Here is an 18,803-nt window from a genome sequence, read left to right as displayed (position 1 = left end):
CGCCGGCGCGCAGGGTAGGGCCGTGACCAGCCTGACGAAGAGCCGGGTCCGCTGGGCCGACCTGCCCGGGTCCGTCCGGGCCGCAGTCGAGGAGATCCTCGGCGACCGGGTGGTGGCGGCGGAGTCGCAGCACGGCGGCTTCTCCCCCGGCACCGCCGACCGGGTCCGCACCGCCGGTGGCGGGCGGGCCTTCGTCAAGGCGGTCAGCCCGGCGCAGAACGACCGCAGCCCGGCGCTGCACCGCGCCGAGGCCCGGATCGCCGCCGCGCTGCCGCCCGCCACGCCCGCGCCCCGGCTGCTCGGCAGCCACGACGACGGCAACTGGATAGCGCTGGTCTTCGCCGACGTCGAGGGCCGGCACCCGGTCACCCCGTGGGAGGCCGGCGAGCTGACCGCCGTGCTGTCCACCCTGGAGGCGATGGCCGAGGTGCTCACCCCGGCCCCCGCCGCGGTGGTCACCACCGCGACCGAGCAGCTCGCGTACGACTTTGGCGGCTGGCGGCGGCTCGCCGCCGACCCACCGGCAGACCTGGACCCGTGGGCGCGGACCCGGCTGCCCGAGCTGGGCGCGGCCGCCGACCGGGGGCTGGCCGCGCTGGCCGGCGAGGCCCTCTGCCATCTCGACGTCCGGGCCGACAACCTCCTGATCGGCCCGGACGGCACGGTCACCGTGGTCGACTGGCCGTGGGCCTGCCGCGGGCCGTCCTGGCTGGACAGCCTGCTGGTCCTGGTCAACGTCCAGGTGTACGGCGGTCACGACCCCGAGGCGCTGCTGGCCGCCCTGCCGCTCGCCGCCGGGGTGGACCCCGCCGACCTCACCGGGGTGCTGGCCGGGTTCACCGGCTTCTTCCTGGACGGCGCGCGCCAGCCGCCCCCGCCCGGCATCCCGACGGTCCGGGCGTTCCAGCGGTTGCAGGGCGACGCGCTGCTCCCCTGGCTCGCCCGCCGCCTGGGCTGACGGCCTGTTCCGGCTCGACCGCACGACGGGCCCACCCGGCGCGACCTGTCCAACCGGTTCATGGCCGGAGGGGCGTGGTCGAATGACCGCCTCAACCATCCGGCGGGTGGGCGGCGTTCGGACAGGGTGAGGAGGTGGGCATGTCGGAGACGTTCCACGAGTTCGTGGTGCAGCGGTCGCCCGCACTGTCGCGGACCGCGTACCTGCTGACCGGGGACCACCAGCACGCCGAGGACCTGTTGCAGAGCGCGCTGGCCCGGACGTACCGGCACTGGCGGCGGATCCGCGACGGGGACCCGGAGGCGTACGTGCGCCGGGTCATGTACCACCAGCAGGTCTCGTGGTGGCGCCGGAGGCGGGTGGCGGAACGGCTGGATGCGACGCCGGTCGAGCGGGGCGGCGGCGACCACACCGAGAACACCGCGCTGCGGCTCAGCGTGGTGGCCGCGCTGCGCCGGCTCACCGCCCGACAGCGGGCCGTGGTGGTGCTGCGCTACTACGAGGACCTGACCGAGACGCAGGTGGCCGAGGTGCTCGGCTGCTCGGTGGGCACGGTGAAGCGGCACGGGCACGACGCCGTGCGCCGGCTCCGCGACCTCGTCCCCGACCTGTGGGAGCGGACGCCGGAGAGGAGCGGGCGATGAGCGTACGACTGCGGGAGGCGCTGCGGGAGGCGGCGGCCGAGGTGCCCGCGTACCCGGTGCACGAGCGCGCGGTGCGGACCGCGCGGCGCACCCGGCGGCGGATGGCGGCGGCGGTCGCGGCGGTGCTGGTGCTGGTGGCGCTGGTGCCGGTGGCGGTACGCGGTGACGGGCCACGCGGGATCGCGCCGGCCGGCGCGGGCGGCCCGGCGCTGCCCGACCGGATCGGGCTGCCGGGGTTCGGCGCGCTGCACGCCACCGACCGGCCCCGGCTCGGCCCGGCGTCGGTCGTGTTCAGCGGCCAGGCGCGCGGGCTCACCGGGCTGATCGACGAGGACGGCACGGTCGGCATCGTCGCGGCCGACGCCGACCGCTACCGGACGTGGACGGTGGGCCACGAGGCGCCGGCCGGTGAGCAGGTGCTGCTCTCCCCCGACGGGCGGCGGATCGCCGTGCCCGCCGGGACGTCGGAGCACCCCCGGGTCGACCTGGTCGACCTGGTGGGCGGGACGGTGCGGCGGCTGCCCAGCCCGAGGTCGGGCAGCACGCTGACCGAGCCGGCCGGCTGGGCGCCGGACGGCGGCGCGCTGGTGGTCCGGGACACCACGCCGGCCAACCCGGAGGGCAGCGCCTACGTCAACACGCTCAGCCTGGTCCGGCTCGACACCGGCCGGGCGGTACGCCTGCTCGAAACCGACCAGGTGCCGGTCTTCGGCACCCCGGTCGCGTTCACGGCCGACGGGTCCCGGCTGGCCTACCAGGTCGGCGACAAGGTGCTGGTCGCCGGCACCGACGGGCAGTCGATCACTTCCTTCCCGCTGCCGCCGGAGAGCGGGCTGGCCGGCAAGGGGGCCTGGCTGCCGGACGGGTCGTTGGCCCTGGTGAGCCGCGACCCGGACACCACCCGGTGGCGGCTGCGCCGGGTCGACCCGGCCAGCGGCCGGGACCTCGGCGTGCTGGCGCTGCCCGCGGTCGACGGCGTCACCACCATCCGGCTGCTGGGCTGGTGGCCGGACGGCTCCGCGCTGGTGGTCGGCTACCGGCCCGATCCGGACTCGCCGGAGCGTTTCGACAGGCCCGTCGACATGGACCAGCGGACCGTGTATCCCAATGTGCAGACGGTCCGCGTGCTGGGGCTGACCCCGGGGGCCGCCGCGCCGAACACGCTGCTCACCGCCCCGGACCAGGTGCTCGCCATCGACGTGGCGGACGCGGTGGTGCGCGCCGGCCGGGTCCGCGCGGCGGATCCGCCGTTCGGCCTGGGCGGCCGGTTCTGGTGGGCGGCCGGGGTGGTGGCGCTGGTGCTGGGCGGGCTGCTGGCAAGGCGGCTGCTCCGGCGGGGACGCGCGCTGGGGGTCACTCGGGGGCACGCACCTCGTGGGTGAGGAAGGGCAGCACCGCCGCCGGCAGGGCCGGTGAGCCGACGATGTCGTAGTGGGTGAGCCCGGGCAGCACGGCCAACCGGGACGCGGGTCGGCCGGTGCCGTCCCAGCCGGCGTCCCGGTGGCCGCCGCCCAGCAGCTCGAAGAACTCGGCCACGTGGTGGACCGGGATCGAGTCAGCGTCGGCGAAGACCAGCAGCACCGGCATCGGCAGGGTGGCCACCTGGGCCGACCAGTCGTAGTCGCGGCGTAGCAGGTCACCGGTCCTGGCCCAGAGTGCCGGCCAGTCCTGCGGGCGGGGCGCGACCCGCTCGTAGAGCTGGTGCGGTGGGGTGCCGCGCATCCGCTCGCCGACCCGTTCGTCCTGGGCGGCCATCGCGGCCAGCACCTCCGGGTACCAGCCCTGCCGCCGGAACGGCGTGGAGACCAGCACCAGGCGGCGGACCAGGGCCGGGTGCTGGATCGCAGCGCGCAGGGCCACCCCACCGCCGAGCGAGTAACCGAGCACGTCGGCGGCCGGCAGGTCGAGGTGCCGCAGCAGCGCGGCGACGTCGTCGGCCATCGACTCGTAGCGCAGCGGCCGGTCCACGTCGGCGGTGCGGCCGTGGCCCTGGAGGTCGACGGCGACGACCTGCCGGCGCGCGGCGAGGTCGGGCAGGACGGGCGCGAACATCTCCGTCGAGCCGTAGCCGCCGTGCAGCAGGACGAGTGGCCGGCCGCTGCCGTGGACCTCGTACCAGAGCCGCACCCCGTTGACGTCGGCGTAACTCACACCCGTTCAACGACGACCGGCCCGGCGGCGGGTCGCCCCACCGCCGGGCCGGTCTGTTCGGCGTTACTCGGCGACGTACCGGTGCAGCAGCCCCTCGTCACTGTCGACGGTGCCGTCCCGGCGCAGGCCGGCCTTCTCCAGCACCCGCACGGACGGCACGTTGGCCGGGTCGACCGTGGCGTAGACCCGGGTCACCCCGGGCAGGGTGCGGGCGTGGGCCACCAGGGCGCGGACCGCCTCGGTGGTGTAGCCCCGGCACCGCCGGGACGCGGCGAGGCCGTAGCCGAACTCGACCGCACCCTCGGTGGGCGGCCACTTCAGCCCGATGGCGCCCACGGTGAGGCCGGTCTCCCGCTCGATGATGAGCCGGTGGCCGTGTGGCTGCTCCGGGTTGCCGGCGATGATCCCGGCGATCACCCGGTCGCCGTCGGTGGGATAGTCCGCCGCCCAGTACGGGCGCCGCTCGCCAGCGACGATGGCGGCGGCCTCCTCGGCCGGCCAGGGGCGGAGCACGAGACGGTCGGTGGTCAGGTCAGGAGTGGACAACGCGATTCTCCAAGGTCGTGGAGTTGACCCGGGTCGCGGTGAGTCTCAGTCAGGAGGCGCGACCCGGAAAAAGGCATGGCAGGGGAAGCTCATGGCAATCCATGGCCTCATCCCCCTGCGCCCACGACGGTCGCGTGTCCGCGCGACGGCACTCTAACCCATGATCGAGATACGCCGCACCCCCGTTACCTCGGGCCAACGGGTAACGGGGGTGCGGCGCAGGTCGGTCAGCTGACGCCGGTGACGGCCTTGACCAGGTTGATGCCGAAGTACATCACGAACGCGACGGCCACCGCCCACATGAGCGGGTGGATCTGCCGGGCCTTGCCCTGGGCCACCCGGATCGCCACCCAGCTGACGAAACCGGCGCCGATGCCGTTGGTGATCGAGTAGGTGAACGGCATGAGGGTCATGGTCAGGAACGCCGGGACGGCGACGCCCACGTCGGTGAAGTCGATGTCCTTGACCTGGCGGATCATCAGCGCGCCGACCACCACGAGCGCCGGGCCGGCGGCCTCGCTCGGCACCAGCGACACCAGCGGGGTGAGCAGCAGCGCACCGAGGAAGAGCACGCCGGTGACCACGCTGGTCAGGCCGGTCCGCCCGCCGTCCGCGATGCCCGAGGAGGACTCGACGTACGTGGTGGCCGAGGAGGCGCTGCCGGCGCCACCGGCGACCGCGGCGACCCCGTCCACGAAGAGCACCTTGCCCAGCCGCGGCATGTCGGTGCCGTCCTCGGTGGCCAGGTTGGCCTGCCTGGCCAGGCCGACCGTGGTGCCCATGACGTCGAAGAAGTCGGCCAGCACCAGGGTGAAGACCAGCAGCAGCGCGGTCATCACGCCGACGTGGGCGAACGCGCCGAACGACACGTTGCCGACCAGGTGCAGGTCGGGCGTCTGGAAGAGCGGGTCCGGCAGGGTCGGCACGTTGAGCCGCCACCCGTCCGGGTTGGGCTTGCCGTCGACGAGAGCCGGGCCGGGCTTGGCGAACGCGTTGACGATCACCGCGACGACCGTGGTGGCCACGATGCCGATCAGGACGCCGGCCTTCACCTTGCGGGCGACCAGGATGCCGGTGACCAGCAGGCCGACCAGGAAGACGACCGTGGGCCAGCCGTGCAGGGTGCCGTTGCTGCCCGAGCCGAGCTGCAGCGGCACGCCGGTGCCGGCCCGGACCAGACCGCCGTCGACGAAGCCGATCAGCGCGATGAACAGGCCGATGCCGGCCGCGATGGCCGCCTTCAGCTCGGCGGGGATGGCCCGGAAGACGGCCTTCCGGAAGCCGGTGAGCACCAGCACGGTGATGATCAGACCCTCGATCACCACGAGGCCCATCGCCTCGGCCCAGCTCATCTGGGAGGCGACCGCGTACGCCACGAACGCGTTCAGGCCCAGGCCGGTGGCCACGGCGAACGGCACCCGGCCGACGATGCCCATCATGATCGTCATGACCGCGGCGACCAGGGCGGTGACCCCGGCGACCGCCGGGATGCCCAGGGTCCTGCCGTCGGCGTCCGGCGCCGTGCCGATGATCAGGGGGTTGAGCACGACGATGTACGCCATCGTCGCGAAGGTGGTGAGACCGGCGAGCACCTCGCGCCGGACGGTCGAGCCCCGCCGGGTGATCTCGAAGAAGCGGTCGAGGCGGCTCTGCGCGGCGGGTTCCGCCGGCGCGACCGGGGCAGCAGGATCCTGCGTAGACACGCTCATGGCGTGGCTTACTCCGTTCCGGGTTGGCTCAGCCGGTCACGCCGGCCGGGCGGTGGGGGTGCAGCCGTCCCGTTGCGGTTGGCCCGGAGAACGTCGGGACGGCTGGGCTCCACGGATCCCGTGAAGCACTACGAAGCCGCGCCCCAGGTCCGGGGAAGCGACTTCGCGACGCCCACCTTAACCGCCGGGTAACGGCAGATGACCTGCCCCTACGCGGGGATCCGGCGCGCAGGTGGGCAAGGTCACGTCCGGGCCCGGTGCCGGGCGATCCATTCCGCGTTGAGCGCGTCGGCCTGCCGCGCGTGCCGGGGCCGGACCGGCACCCCCGCCGACGGCAGCCCGAGCGCGTCGAGGACGCCCCGGGTCACCCCGGCCGGGTCGGCCGCCAGATCCTCGTAGCGCACCCGGTGCGGGGTGATCCCGTACCGGGCGAACCACGCGCCCCAGGCCGCCTGATGCTCGGCGATGGTGCGCAGCAGCTCGTCGATGCCGTCCGGGTCGTAGCGGGGCTCACCGGTGGCCGGGCCGGCGGCGTCGACGGCGCCCGGGGCGGTGTCGGTCCACCGGCCGGTCTGCTCGGCGCGCAGCCAGGAGACCGCCTGCGCGAGCACGTCGTCACGGCGCAGGTGCACGAAGGCGGTCCGGCCGAACGCCCGGCGCAGCAGCGCGTCGTCCGCGCCGGCCAGGTCCGGGTGCCCGGCGGCCAGCCCCTCGACCACCCGGTCGAGCGTCCCCCACATCAACTTCGCCCCGAACACGCCGTTGCCGGTCCGGCCGGCCGCCAGCGCCGCCCGGACGTAGTCGCGGTAGTGCCACTCCCCGGCCGGCAGGCCCCAACGGCGGGCCCAGAGCGGCTCGTCCGGCACCCGGAAGTACGCCTCCGGCCGGCCCGCCACCCCGGTGGAGGCCAGCAGCCCGCAGAGCAGCGAACTGCCCGTCCGCGGCACCGCGCAGACGAAGTACGCGTCGACGCCGGTCACTCCCCGAGCCAATCGGAGCGGCCCGGTCCCGGCAACCCGATATCCGGACGAGCACCGCCGCCGGCGGGCCGCCGGGGTCAGCCGGCGAGCGCGCCGGGCCGGGAGGTGTAGCGCTTGAGGCGCAGCGCGGGCTTCTCCACGAGGTGCCACGAGGCGTACGCGAGCAGCCCGGTGACCACGATGACCACAGTGACCAGCGCGGTGTCGCGCAGCCGGCCCGCCAGGCCCGACCAGAGCAGCACGTTGATCACCGGCATGTGCCAGATGTAGACGCCGAAGCTCAGGTCACCGAGCCGCTCGGTCGACCGGCGCAGCACCGCCGGCCCGTGATGGCCGACCCAGAACAGCAGGTACGCCAGGGGCACCGCGGTGGCGACGGCCACCACCATGGACCAGTCCGCGTCGATCCGGAGGCGGAGCGCGGTGCCGGCCGCGTACAGGAGCGCGGCGCCGGCGGCCAGCGCCCCGTGCTGCGGGAGCCTCGGCCAGGCCCGGCCGACGGCGATGCCGATGACGAAGAAGGCGAGCCAGGGCAGAAAGGTCACGCCGAGCAGCTTCCCGCCGAGCACCTCGGTGGTCGGTCCACCGAGCGCCGCGTGCAGGACGGTCCCGGCGAGGCCGACGGTGAACGCGACCGCGACCATGGCCCGGAAACCGGCCCGGTGCGCGAGCCACACGAGGATGGGCAGCAGCAGGTAGAAGCTCACCTCGACCGGGATGGTCCAGAGACTGCCGTTCACCACGCCCACACCGAAACCGTGGAACAGGGCCGGGTGGTAGACGGGGACCAGCGCCAGGTTGCTGGCCGCCCACGCCAGGAAGGGCGTGCCGCCGACCGCGGTGAGCGACACGATCCCCAGCGCGATCAGCGCGGCGGACATCACCGCGAAGTACACGTAGAGCGCCGGGACGATCCGGAGGAACCGGTTGCGCAGGTACTCCCGGCGGGGCCGGCCCTCCCGGCGGCAGCGTTCCGCGGAGGCGTACACCATGCCGCCGCTGAGGATGAAGAACGCGACGACGCCGTCGAAGAACCACAGGGCGCCCCCGTGGCGGTACCACAGGAAGCCGGCGCCCAGGTGGGTGCTGGCGTGCTGGACCAGGACGCAGCCGGCGGCCGCCAGCCGGAGTGCGTCGAAGCAGTTCTGCCGCCGCGCGGTACGCGGCGGGGCGCTGGGCCGGGCGGTCAGGGTCATGTCGGTGCTCCCGGTGCCGGACTGAACGCGGAACGGAGGGCGCCCGCGTCAGTCCGGTGAGCATCGGCCGCCGACTGACCAACGATCTCGGTCCCGGCCCGTCACGGTGCGTGACCGGCGGCGGGCGGTCAGCTTCGCCCGGGGTCCCGGGGGCGGGCGCGGAGGTGGGCGCGTTCGCCCTGGGCACCGAAGAGGCTGAGGAACTCGACCGCCTCACCGTCGGCGGGGCCGAACCAGTGCGGCACCCGGGTGTCGAACTCGGCCGCCTCACCGGGCGTGAGCACCAGGTCGTGCTCGCCGAGGACCAGCCGCAGCCGCCCGTTGAGCACGTAGACCCACTCGTACCCCTCATGGGTCTGCGGGGTGGGCTCGGCGGGCCGCCCGCCGGCCGGGATGACCAGCTTGTACGCCTGGATGCCGCCGGGCCGGCGGGTGAGCGGCAGCATGGTCATGCCGTGCCGGGTGACCGGTCGCAGGTGGATGCGCGGGTCGCCGGTGGGCGGGGCGCCGACCAGCTCGTCGAGCGTCACGCCGTGCGCCCGGGCCAGCGGCAGCAGCAGTTCGAGGGTGGGGCGGCGGCTGCCGGACTCCAGGCGGGACAGGGTGCTCACCGAGATGCCGGTGGCGGCCGACAGGTCCGCCAGGGTCGTCTCGCGTTCGCGACGCAGCGTGCGCAGCCGGGGGCCGACCGCGTCGAGGGCCCGGTCGAGGTCGTCGTCCATCCCACCAGTTTGCCAGAACGGCAACAAAGTTTGCGAGTGTGGCCGTCCCCGCCGCATCGTTCGGGCCGGGAGGTGGTCAGGATGACCGAAGGGTACGAGGTCGTGGTGATCGGCGGCGGCGCCGCCGGGTTGAGCGGGGCGCTGATGCTGGCCCGGGCGCGCCGGTCGGTCCTGGTGATCGACGGGGGCAGCCCGCGCAACGCCCCGGCCGAGGGGGTCCACGGGCTGCTGGCCCGCGACGGCATGCCCCCGGCGGAGCTGCTGGCACGCGGCCGGGACGAGGTCCGCCGGTACGGCGGGCACCTGCTGGACGGCCAGGTCGACACGGTGGCCCGCGACGCCGAGGGCTTCGCGGTGACGCTGGCCGGCGGCCGCCGGGTCCGGGCCGCCCGGCTGCTGGTGGCCACCGGCCTGGTCGACGAGCTGCCGGAGCTGCCCGGCCTGCGCGAGCGGTGGGGCCGGGACGTGGTGCACTGTCCGTACTGCCACGGGTGGGAGGTGCGCGACCGGCCGATCGGGGTGCTGGCTACCGGGCCGCTGTCGGTGCACCAGGCGCTGCTGTTCCGCCAGTGGAGCGACGACGTCGTCTTCCTCCGCCACACCGCGCCACCGCTCACCGAAGAGCAGGCGGAGCAGCTGGCGGCCCGGGGCGTCCGCGTCGTCGAGGGCGAGGTCGCGTCGGTGGAGGTCGTCGCGGACCGGCTGGTCGGGGTACGCCTGCGCGACGGCCGGCTGGTCGCGCGCGAGGTGCTGGCCGCCGGGCCCCGGATGGTGGCGCGGGCCGGGTTCCTGGCGGCGCTCGGGTTGCCGGCGGTCGCGCATCCGGCCGGGGTCGGCGAGCACGTCCCCGCCGACCCGACGGGGCGTACCGCGGTGCCCGGGGTATGGGTCGCGGGCAACGTCACGGACCCGGCCGCCCAGGTCGGCGCGGCCGCGGCCGCGGGCGCCACGGCGGCCGCCGCCATCAACGGCGACCTGGTCGCCGAGGAGACCCGCCGGGCCGTCGAGGCGGCCCGAGCGACCACGCGGAGGGGTGGCATTCACGAATAAGACTTACGCGGACATTATTCCCCTTTAGGTTACTGCGGAGGGATGCAGTCGAGACGGGGGGCGACGTGGACGACGGGTATCCGGCGATCGAGGACCACGGGCTGATCGGTGATCTCCAGACCGCCGCCCTGGTGACCTGCGACGGGACGATCGACTGGTTCTGCGCGCCCCGTTTCGACTCCCCCAGCATCTTCGCCAGCGTGCTGGACCGGGAGCGCGGCGGCTTCTTCCGCATCGCCCCCGACGAGACCACCTACGTCACCAAGCAGCTCTACCTGCCCGGCACCCCGATCCTCATCACGCGGTTCATCAGCGCCGACGGGGTCGCCGAGGTCCAGGACTTCATGCCGGTCACCGGCGAGAAGGCGACCGACGTGCACCGCCTGGTCCGGATCGTCACCATGGTCCGGGGCAGCATGCGGTTCCGGCTGGAGTGCCGGCCCCGGTTCGACTACGCGCGGGAGCGACCCCGCCTGGAGCGGCACCGCAACGGGTACGTCTTCCGCGGCTCGTCCGCGTCGCTGACCTTCAACCCGGTCCAGCCGGTCCGCCGCCTGATCGCCGAGGAGGACATGCACCTGGAGGACGGCGACCTGATCGGGTTCGCGACCCTCAACGAGGGCGACACCGGCGGCGTGGTGCTCGAGACGAACTCGGACATGGAACCCCGGGCCGTCCCGCTCGAAGAGGTGCAGGGGATGTTCGAATGGACCCGCGACTTCTGGCGACGGTGGGTCGAGCGCTCCCGGTACACCGGCCGGTGGCGGGAGATGGTCGAGCGGTCGGCCATCACGCTGAAGCTGATGACGTACGCCCCCACCGGCGCCATGATCGCCGCGCCGACGGCCGCGCTGCCCGAACTGGTCGGCGGCACGCGCAACTGGGACTACCGCTACACCTGGGTCCGGGACACGTCCTTCTCGGTGCACGCGCTGCTCGGCCTCGGCTTCACCGAGGAGGTCGGCCGGTACATGGACTGGCTCGACGAGCGGATCCGCGAGGCCGGCGACCACCAGGCGCCACTGAAGATCATGTACCGGGTCGACGGCTCGTCCGACCTGCACGAGGAGGTACTCGACCACCTGGAGGGCTACCGCGGCTCCCGGCCCGTCCGGATCGGCAACGGCGCCGCCGACCAACTCCAGCTCGACATCCACGGCGAGGCGCTGTTCGCCATGCACGTCGCCGACGAACAGGGCATCCGGGTGTCCCACCAGGTGTGGAAGAGCACCGTACGGCTCGTCGACTGGCTGTGCCAGAACTGGGACCAGCCGGACGCCGGCATCTGGGAGAGCCGGCACCATCCCCGGGACTACACCTTCGGCCGTGTGATGTCCTGGGTGGCGCTTGACCGGGCCATCCGGCTCGCCGCCCGCACCGGCCGCCCCGGGGACGTCGGCTGCTGGACCACCCAGCGGAACCTGATCTACGACCAGGTGATGGCGCGGGGCTACCACCGGGGCCGGGGCTCCTTCGTCCAGGCCTACGGCGAGAACGTCCTGGACGCCGCGCTGCTCTCCATGCCGGCCGTCGGCTTCGTGACGCCGTCGGATCCCATGTGGTGCCGCACCCTCGACGCCATCGAGCGGGAACTGGTCTCCGACAGCCTGGTCCACCGGTACGACCCGGTCCACTCCCCCGACGGGCTCCCCGGCCACGAGGGCACCTTCAACATGTGCACCTTCTGGTACGCCGAGGCACTGGCGCGCTCCGGCCGCCTCGACGACGCCCGGCTCACCTTCGAGAAGATGTTCACCTTCAGCAACCACCTCGGCCTCTACGCCGAGGAGATCGCGTCGACCGGCGAGCAGATCGGCAACTACCCGCAGGCCTTCAGCCACCTCGCGCTGATCAACACGGCGCTGGCGCTCAACGACCTGCTCGACGCCGAGGCGGAGTCCCGCCGGAGACGGTGAAACTCCGGCGCTACTCCTCCGGGACGCCCGGGCCCACCTCGCCGCGGCGCAGGTGCTCGACGTTGCGGTCGGCTTCGCTGTCGGCGTTGGCGGCGCCCGTCGCCGGGTCCTCGGTGCGGCGACCCTCGACGTCCTGATACACCTCGCCGCGCTCGAGCGCTTGCTCCTGCTGCCGCCGACTCTGCTCCGGATCCCTCATGAACAGCCGTTTACCCCGGCCGCTCGCACCGGCAAACCGGTCCCCCGGCGCCGACGGCTCGGCCGGAGCACGGTTAGCCATCGGCGGGCCGGGTAGGCATCCGCGCCGCTTGCAGGCCCGATTGGACCCGGCAGGTCTGCCGGGACACGTCCGAGAGGAACAACGGTGTCAGCCGAGTATCGGAAGAACCCGGAGGCCGTCTCCCGATTGTCGCCCGAGCAGTACCGGGTCACCCAGGAAGGTGGCACGGAGCCGGCCTTCGACAACCCGTACTGGGACAACAAGGAGCCGGGGATCTACGTCGACGTCGTTTCCGGTGAGCCCCTCTTCGCCTCTGTCAACAAGTACGACAGCGGCACCGGCTGGCCGTCCTTCACGAAGCCGATCGAGCCGAAGAACGTGGTCGAGGTGCGGGATTCCACCCTCGGCATGGTCCGCACGGAGGTGCGGTCGGCGCACGGGGACAGCCACCTGGGCCACGTGTTCGACGACGGCCCGGTGGCGACCGGCGGGCTGCGCTACTGCATGAACTCCGCCTCCCTCCGGTTCATCCGGCTCGACGACCTGGAGCGCGAGGGCTACGGCGAGTACCGCACATTGTTCGAGCATTCGGACGGGGGGCGACAGCGATGAGCGACACGCAGAAGGCGGTCCTGGCCGGCGGCTGCTTCTGGGGAATGCAGGACCTGATCCGGAAACGCCCGGGAGTCCTGCACACCAGGGTCGGCTACACCGGCGGGGACGTGCCGAACGCGACCTACCGGAACCACGAGGGCCACGCCGAGGCGATCGAGATCGAATTCGACCCGGCCAAGCTCTCCTACCGGGACCTTCTCGAGTTCTTCTTCCAGGTGCACGACCCCACCACGAAGAACCGCCAGGGCGGCGACATCGGGACCAGTTACCGGTCCGCCATCTTCTACTGCGACGACCAGCAGCGACAGGTCGCCGAGGACACCATCGCCGACGTCGACGCCTCCGGCCTGTGGCCGGGCAAGGTGGTCACCGAGGTCACCCCGGCCGGCCCCTTCTGGGAGGCCGAGCCGGAACACCAGGACTACCTGGAGAAGCATCCCGGCGGTTACACCTGCCACTTCCCCCGGCCGGACTGGAAGCTCCCCCGGCGGGGAGAGAGCCAGAGCTGATTGCACCTGCTGCCCACGACACGTCCGAGGAGAAGGAGACCAACGTGGCCGCCAAGACACAGACGCTGGCCCGCGCCACCGACATCCGGCCGTTCACCGTGGAGATCCCGGAATCGGATCTCCAGGCGCTGCGGCAGCGCATCGCGGCCACCCGGTGGCCCGAGAAGCAGACCGTCGGCGACCAGTCGCAGGGCGTGCCGCTCGAAACGAGCCAGGCCCTCGCCCGCTACTGGGAGAAGGAGTACGACTGGCGCAAGGTCGAGGCGCGGCTGAACTCCCTGCCGAACTTCATCACCGAGATCGACGGGTTGGACATCCACTTCCTGCACATCCGGTCCAAGCACGAGGACGCGTTGCCGCTCATCGTCACCCACGGCTGGCCCGGTTCGATCATCGAGCAGCTGAAGATCATCGAGCCGCTCACCGATCCCACGGCCCACGGCGGGTCGGCGTCGGACGCCTTCCACCTGGTGATCCCGTCGATGCCCGGCTACGGCTTCTCCGGCAAGCCGACCGAACCCGGCTGGGGGCCGGAACACATCGCCCGCGCCTGGACCGAGCTGATGAAACGCCTCGGCTACGACCGGTTCGTGGCCCAGGGCGGCGACTGGGGCGCCCTGATCACCAACGTCATGGGCGTGCAGGCGCCGCCGGAGCTGGCCGGCATCCACACCAACATGCCGAGCGCGGTCCCGCCCGAGATCGACGCGCTGTTCCAGTCCGACATCACCGGAATCAACAACGCGATGGCCAAGCTGCCGGCCAACCTCTCCGACGAGGAACGGCGGGCCTGCGAGCAGCAGGACTTCTTCTGGAAGCACTCCGCGTACGCCCTGCAGATGGCGACGCGCCCCGAGACGCTGATCGGCCTGGCGGACTCACCCGTCGCGCTGGCCAGCTACATGTGCGACCACGACGCGGCCAGCCTGGAGCTGATCTGCCGGGCCTTCGCCGGGCAGCCCGGCGGCCTCACCCGCGACGACATCCTCGACAACATCACGCTCTTCTGGCTGACCAACACGGGCGTCTCCGCCGCTCGCCTCTACTGGGAGAACAAGCTCTCCTTCTTCGGCGCAAAGGACGTCTCCGTCCCGGCCGCCGTCAGCGTCTTCCCCGACGAACTCTACGAAGCGCCGCGGAGCTGGGCCGAGCGCGCCTATCCCAACCTCATCCACTACAACAAGCTCGACCGGGGCGGGCACTTCGCGGCCTGGGAACAGCCGCAGCTCCTGACCGAGGAGCTGCGGGCCGCCTTCCGGTCGCTCCGCTAGCCGGCCGTCTGCACCTGCCTGCGCTCGACGGATGCCGGGTGGCCCGGCTCCGGGCCACCCGGCCCTCAGCCCGGTAGAACGTCACCGATCGGATCGCGCAGTGAGGTCGGGGAGAGCAGCGGCTGGAGCGGGCCGTCGTCGACGATCTCCGGCATCCGCCGGGCCACCCCGGCGAGCAGGTCGGCGACCTGGACCCGCGGATCGTCCCGGGAGTCGACCATCACCAGCCCGGCCAGCGGTGACCCCCCGGTCGGCGACAGCCCGGCGCCGTCGGCCAGTACCTGCTGGAGGCGCCGCAACCGGTCGGCCGTGAGGGCGCTCTGCTCGTCGTGGATCACCAGCACCCGGCGCCCCCCGCCGCTCCAGAACAGGACGGTCTCAGCCAGCGCCGGCAGCATCGGCTCCAACGGTGGCGGGATCGACCGGTCGTCGTCGCTCAGCCTGGCCAGGATGCCGGACACCCCGGTCCGGCTGAGGCCGTGGAGGACGGCCGCGGCCTGCGGGTCCAGCCCGTGCCGGACCAGCGCATCCCGTGCCTGGAAGAACCGTTCCACGGTCCGGTGATCCGGCCGGTGCTTGATCCGGAGCAGCTCGACGAAGGCCGCGAGGAAGACCGCCCAGTCGGCACCGGCCGAGCGTCCGGCCCGGTGCAGGGCGAGGGCCGCCGAACGGTTCGCCTGGGTCAGGCGGGTGCCCGCCGCGTACGACGGCTCGGTCAGCAGCAGGTCGACGATGCGGGTGACGAGGAAGTACTGCTTGTCGACCAGATGGACGTGTGCCCGGCCACGCAGCGCCGCCAGCAACCACTCCAGCGCCTCACCCGCCTGCGGCCGGCGGAGGAACTGCCGGGACTTGAACTCGTTCGGCGCGAATCGGAAACCGGACCGCAGTGCCGCGACCAGCTCAGCCGCCTCCTCCGGGCGCAGGTCGACACTCGCGTGGGTGATCACCGGAGTGGCCGGATCGAGGAGGTTGGTGCCGGAGAACCCGGATTCGTCACAGGCGATCTCCACGACCGTGCCGGTCATCGCGTCCGCCGGCGGCAGCCCACCCTGAAGCGGCAGCCTCATGCCCGGTCCCTCGCCATGTCGACCATGGTCGCCCACCCGTCCCGATCGGACCACCCAGTTAGCTCCACCGACCCGCGCGGGATGTCGGCTCCCGCTCCGCTGCTGGTAGAACCACCGCATGGATCAACCGGGTGACCCGCTGGCCGGGCTCGACGACGTCCCGTGGGAGTCGCTGCACCACGCCTACGGCCCGGCGGTCGACGTGCCGGACCAGTTGCGTGCGTTGCGCTCGGCGGCGGCGCCGGTCCGGCACCGCGCGTTGTCCGAGCTGTTCGGCAACGTCTACCACCAGGGGACGCGGTGGGGGGCGAGCTGTCACGCGGTGCCGTTCCTGGTGGCGCTCGCCGACGACCCCGACACGCCGGACCGGGCAGCGGTGGCGCACCTGCTCCGCTCGGTGGTGCTCGGCGACCGGCGCGACGACGATCTGCCCTTCGATGCGCGGCAGACCTTCGCCGCCGCCGAGGGGATCACCGACGAGCAGGCGGCGCTGGTGGAGCGGCACCTGGAGGCCGAGGACCTGTTCGAGCACGAGGAGGCCGCCGAGCTGGCCGACAACGTGGCGGTCCGCTGGGAGGCCGACGCCTTCCACGCCGGCGGCCGGCACACCGACCGGTACGTCCACTGGCTCACCGACCCGGACCCTGAGCTGGCCGCGTACGCCGCGGAACTGCTCGCCTGGTTCGCACCGGACGAGGCCACGTTGGCCGGGCTCATCGCGATCCCGGCCGACGCGGCCCGCGCCGCCACCCGGGCCAGCGCCAACCTGACCCTCGCCCACTGCGAGGTCGGCTCCGAGCGGATCGACGCATGCCTCCACGAGATGCTGTCCGCGAACGCGGCGGTCGTCCGGGTCACGGCGGCGGTGGCGATGGCGTACCGACTCGGCGAACAGCTACCCGACCCGGCCCTCGACGTGCTCAGCGACGCGCGCGGCTCGGACTTCGACGCCGACGTCTCCGGCTGGGACCGGTCCGTGCGCGGATTCGTGGCCCTCGCGCTGCACCGGCTCGGTCTCGGCTGACCGTGAGCGTTCCACGCTTTCCGGGTCGCAGACGGCCCCGGCCCCGAGGCGCGTGAGGCCGTTCAGGATCCGGTCGTCTGGTATTTGCGGAGCGCAGCTTCGGCGAGCTGGGTGAGGTGTTCGTCGCCGCCGGGTCTGTTGCCCAGCTCCTGAACGATCACCAGGGTGGTTCCGATCCGGATGAGCACGCTGTCGCATTCCAGCGCGTCAGAACCGGACGTGCTGCTGCATCTGACGTGAATACTGTCATCGCCCAGCCGCGGCCCTGGTGCCACTGAGAAGCGGTAGCTGCCGCCGGCGCCCTGGCCGGAAGACGCGACGGTGGGGCAACGGCCGATGAAGGCTCGCAGGTCGGCCATCGCTCGTCGTGCACCGTCATCGGTGTAGGTCCTGAGGACTTCGTTACCCACCCAGCCCCAGCCAACGGGATCCGCGTCATAGCTCAGGGTGGCTGCGGCCATCGCTGACGGAGTCCCGGTCAGGCGCGTGGCCGACAGCAGCGGGATCATGCTGTGCGAACAGGACACGTCGACGCTCGGGCGTCGATCTCCAGCATCCGCCGACATGACTGTCGCGATCTCCACAGTAAATCCGGCGGGCACTGAGTCCATGGTCAACAAGCGTGCGGACAGCGTCGCGGAGTAGCCGGGTCCGCCGGTCGCCGGAACTGTTGGGGAAGCTGGCTTCGTGGCTGTGGCCGAGCCCGTCGCCTGCGCCGTGGAGGGGATCTCGCCCGCCGTATCAGCCGTCGGAGAACCGCACGCGGTCACCATGCAGACGGACACGACCGCGACCGACCAACGCAGCACCATCCTGAGCACCGGGCAGACGCCACCTCTCGCGCGAGACGCGTCAGGCTACCAGCGATGCGGGCGGCGGCCGGACCGGGTGCGTCTCATGCCCGCTAGACTGCGAAGCATGTCGGTCGGCTTCGGTGTGAGTCTCGTCGCCGAGGGAGAGGCGATTGACCCCGCCGGACTCCTGCTTGCGGTTGCACCGTCATTAGAGAGCCGCAACATCGAGGTGTACCGGTCGGGCAACGTCCTGTGGTTCATCGGGCCACAACGGTCATCCCTCATCGAACTCGCCGCGCCACTGGCCGGTTGGTGGCAGGAAACGGTCCGGTCGTCAGATCACCAGGTGGACTTCCGATTCGTCGGCCCCAACGGCGTTGACATCACGTCCTACTGCCGGCCGGACGTGGCTCCCGCGCTTGTTCAGAGCATGATCGAGCATGACAGCGGCACGCCATCCCTCCCTGACGCCGTCGGCATCCGCCGCGTTCTCTAGGTCAACGTTGCTCTGGATCGGCATTCACTGATGCCATTTCTTGAGCCGGCCGTGGCTGTGAGCGTCCTTTCAGGAGAGACTGAGATCCGATTGCCGAAGGAGGCAGATGAGCAATTCAGGCAATCCGCACACCCTCAGCACCTCCACCACCCTCGGTGCGGCCACCTCCCATGCCCTCCGCCGCTCTGTCGGGACGCGGACGCGCCGGGTCCTCCTCGCGGTCACCCTGCTGCTGGGACTGCTGGCCGCCGCAGGGCTTGCTCTGGCGGGACCGCCTGGTGATCGCACTTTCGCCAAGCTCTCCGATGTCGTACAGAGCCTGATGTCCGTCATCGTCCCGGCCTTCGGCATCCTGCTCGCCCGAGACCTGAAGCGGGCGACCGGGACTACTCGCCTCGCGCCCACCCTGCTGGCCGCGACGCTGCTCGCCACCGCTGTGGCCGTGTTCGGCTTCCTGGTGTGCGTCACGGCCCTCACGGTGACCACGTCCAGTGCTCAGGACCCGTGGCGGCACGTCGGAACCATCGCGGTGGGTAGTGTTCTGGTGCAGGTGGTGGCCCAGCTCGTGGGCACCGGACTCGGCCTGCTGATCCAGCGTCCCGCCATCGCGTTCGTCGCCAGCATCGTCCTGCCGCTCGGCCTGTGGTTCCTGCTGGGTGCCATCGACGCCCTCAGGCCGGCCCAGGCCCTGACTCCGTATTCCTCCGTCCGGCACCTGCTCTCCGGCCGGATGAGCGCACTGAACTGGGCCCAGTGGCTCGGCGTTCTGCTCATCTGGGGTGTGGGGCTGAACGCCCTTGGCGGGGCGCGGCTCCGGCGGAAGAATCCTGGCGGCGATCCCGCCCCGGCCCTCGGCGAGCAGAGCCGATCGCTGAGCCAGTAGCCATCCCGTCTGCGGCACATGTCCATGGCCACGCCTGGTTCATGCGTGT

Annotated in this window: 20 protein-coding genes; 11 read left to right on the top strand and 9 right to left on the bottom strand. The window is 72.5% G+C overall.

The window, feature by feature from the left end:
• Nucleotides 1-22 precede the first annotated feature (22 nt).
• The 3 genes from IEY96_RS12330 (at nt 23) to IEY96_RS12320 (ending at nt 2,984) form a co-directional block, all read left to right on the top strand.
• Entirely contained in the window at nt 23-958 is a 936-nt protein-coding gene (locus IEY96_RS12330; protein ID WP_189194956.1) for a phosphotransferase family protein, read from the top strand.
• 140 nt (nt 959-1,098) lie between these two features.
• Nucleotides 1,099-1,602, top strand: a complete 504-nt coding sequence (locus IEY96_RS12325; protein WP_189194955.1) for a SigE family RNA polymerase sigma factor — start codon at nt 1,099-1,101, stop codon at nt 1,600-1,602.
• Entirely contained in the window at nt 1,599-2,984 is a 1,386-nt protein-coding gene (locus IEY96_RS12320) for a beta-propeller domain-containing protein (protein WP_189194954.1), read from the top strand. The genes IEY96_RS12325 and IEY96_RS12320 overlap by 4 nt, the downstream gene beginning before the upstream one ends.
• Here IEY96_RS12320 and IEY96_RS12315 read toward each other — a convergent pair.
• The 6 genes from IEY96_RS12315 to IEY96_RS12290 all read right to left on the bottom strand — a co-directional run bounded on the left by IEY96_RS12315 (nt 2,956) and on the right by IEY96_RS12290 (nt 8,906).
• Complete coding sequence (locus IEY96_RS12315; RefSeq protein ID WP_189194953.1) at nt 2,956-3,753, bottom strand: alpha/beta fold hydrolase; 798 nt, start codon at nt 3,751-3,753, stop codon at nt 2,956-2,958. The genes IEY96_RS12320 and IEY96_RS12315 overlap by 29 nt on opposite strands.
• 63 nt (nt 3,754-3,816) lie before the next feature.
• The gene (locus tag IEY96_RS12310) at nt 3,817-4,299 is read right to left on the bottom strand and encodes a GNAT family N-acetyltransferase (RefSeq protein WP_229791560.1); all 483 of its coding nucleotides are present in this window, start codon (nt 4,297-4,299) and stop codon (nt 3,817-3,819) included.
• Between the two features lie 227 nt (nt 4,300-4,526).
• Nucleotides 4,527-6,008, bottom strand: coding sequence for an NCS2 family permease (locus IEY96_RS12305; RefSeq protein ID WP_189194952.1), 1,482 nt, complete (start codon nt 6,006-6,008; stop codon nt 4,527-4,529).
• 242 nt (nt 6,009-6,250) lie between these two features.
• Nucleotides 6,251-6,988, bottom strand: a complete 738-nt coding sequence (locus IEY96_RS12300) for a Stf0 family sulfotransferase (protein WP_189194951.1) — start codon at nt 6,986-6,988, stop codon at nt 6,251-6,253.
• A 77-nt stretch (nt 6,989-7,065) separates the two neighbouring features.
• Nucleotides 7,066-8,184 carry an acyltransferase family protein gene (locus tag IEY96_RS12295; protein WP_189194950.1) on the bottom strand — a complete coding sequence of 373 codons (1,119 nt, stop codon included), beginning with the start codon at nt 8,182-8,184 and terminating at the stop codon, nt 7,066-7,068.
• A gap of 128 nt (nt 8,185-8,312) precedes the next feature.
• On the bottom strand, nt 8,313-8,906 hold the full coding sequence (locus tag IEY96_RS12290) for a helix-turn-helix domain-containing protein (protein WP_189194949.1): 594 nt from the start codon (nt 8,904-8,906) through the stop codon (nt 8,313-8,315).
• 81 nt (nt 8,907-8,987) lie between these two features.
• Between IEY96_RS12290 and IEY96_RS12285 the strand changes: the two genes are divergently transcribed.
• Both IEY96_RS12285 and IEY96_RS12280 read left to right on the top strand, forming a co-directional pair.
• Nucleotides 8,988-9,956, top strand: coding sequence for an NAD(P)/FAD-dependent oxidoreductase (locus tag IEY96_RS12285; RefSeq protein ID WP_189194948.1), 969 nt, complete (start codon nt 8,988-8,990; stop codon nt 9,954-9,956).
• Between the two features lie 65 nt (nt 9,957-10,021).
• Nucleotides 10,022-11,872, top strand: a complete 1,851-nt coding sequence (locus tag IEY96_RS12280; RefSeq protein WP_189194947.1) for a glycoside hydrolase family 15 protein — start codon at nt 10,022-10,024, stop codon at nt 11,870-11,872.
• Nucleotides 11,873-11,882: 10 nt separating this feature from the next.
• Here IEY96_RS12280 and IEY96_RS12275 read toward each other — a convergent pair whose 3' ends face one another.
• A complete protein-coding gene (locus IEY96_RS12275) occupies nt 11,883-12,071 on the bottom strand; it encodes a ribonuclease (protein WP_189194946.1) in 189 nt (62 codons plus the stop codon).
• 165 nt (nt 12,072-12,236) lie between these two features.
• On the opposite strand from IEY96_RS12275, the gene msrB reads away from it, so the two are divergent.
• From msrB to IEY96_RS12260, 3 genes are read left to right on the top strand one after another with little or no spacing between them, the layout of a single operon-like run.
• Nucleotides 12,237-12,704 (top strand): peptide-methionine (R)-S-oxide reductase MsrB, encoded by a 468-nt coding sequence (msrB, locus tag IEY96_RS12270; protein WP_189194945.1) that lies wholly within the window; start codon nt 12,237-12,239, stop codon nt 12,702-12,704.
• The gene (gene msrA / locus IEY96_RS12265; protein WP_189194944.1) at nt 12,701-13,216 is read left to right on the top strand and encodes a peptide-methionine (S)-S-oxide reductase MsrA; all 516 of its coding nucleotides are present in this window, start codon (nt 12,701-12,703) and stop codon (nt 13,214-13,216) included. The genes msrB and msrA overlap by 4 nt, the downstream gene beginning before the upstream one ends.
• A 44-nt stretch (nt 13,217-13,260) precedes the next feature.
• The gene (locus IEY96_RS12260) at nt 13,261-14,487 is read left to right on the top strand and encodes an epoxide hydrolase family protein (RefSeq protein WP_229791559.1); all 1,227 of its coding nucleotides are present in this window, start codon (nt 13,261-13,263) and stop codon (nt 14,485-14,487) included.
• Between the two features lie 65 nt (nt 14,488-14,552).
• Here the strand turns inward: IEY96_RS12260 and IEY96_RS12255 are convergent, their stop codons facing one another.
• Nucleotides 14,553-15,557, bottom strand: coding sequence for a DUF3800 domain-containing protein (locus IEY96_RS12255; protein WP_189194943.1), 1,005 nt, complete (start codon nt 15,555-15,557; stop codon nt 14,553-14,555).
• A gap of 118 nt (nt 15,558-15,675) precedes the next feature.
• Here IEY96_RS12255 and IEY96_RS12250 point away from each other — a divergent pair, with 118 nt between their 5' ends.
• Nucleotides 15,676-16,581 (top strand): hypothetical protein, encoded by a 906-nt coding sequence (locus IEY96_RS12250; protein WP_189194942.1) that lies wholly within the window; start codon nt 15,676-15,678, stop codon nt 16,579-16,581.
• A gap of 62 nt (nt 16,582-16,643) precedes the next feature.
• Here IEY96_RS12250 and IEY96_RS12245 read toward each other — a convergent pair whose 3' ends face one another.
• Nucleotides 16,644-17,393 carry a hypothetical protein gene (locus IEY96_RS12245; protein ID WP_189194941.1) on the bottom strand — a complete coding sequence of 250 codons (750 nt, stop codon included), beginning with the start codon at nt 17,391-17,393 and terminating at the stop codon, nt 16,644-16,646.
• A 106-nt stretch (nt 17,394-17,499) separates the two neighbouring features.
• On the opposite strand from IEY96_RS12245, the gene IEY96_RS12240 reads away from it, so the two are divergent.
• Together IEY96_RS12240 and IEY96_RS12235 are read left to right on the top strand one after the other, a co-directional pair.
• Nucleotides 17,500-17,871, top strand: coding sequence for a hypothetical protein (locus tag IEY96_RS12240; protein ID WP_189194940.1), 372 nt, complete (start codon nt 17,500-17,502; stop codon nt 17,869-17,871).
• Between the two features lie 106 nt (nt 17,872-17,977).
• Nucleotides 17,978-18,754, top strand: coding sequence for a hypothetical protein (locus tag IEY96_RS12235; protein WP_189194939.1), 777 nt, complete (start codon nt 17,978-17,980; stop codon nt 18,752-18,754).
• Nucleotides 18,755-18,803: the final 49 nt, after the last annotated feature.

Origin of the sequence: Micromonospora fulviviridis, from assembly GCF_014648395.1 — a bacterium.
Lineage (GTDB): Bacteria > Actinomycetota > Actinomycetes > Mycobacteriales > Micromonosporaceae > Micromonospora > Micromonospora fulviviridis.
The sequence above is the reverse complement of the archived record's forward strand: the minus strand, read 5'-3'. Positions and strand labels throughout refer to the sequence as shown.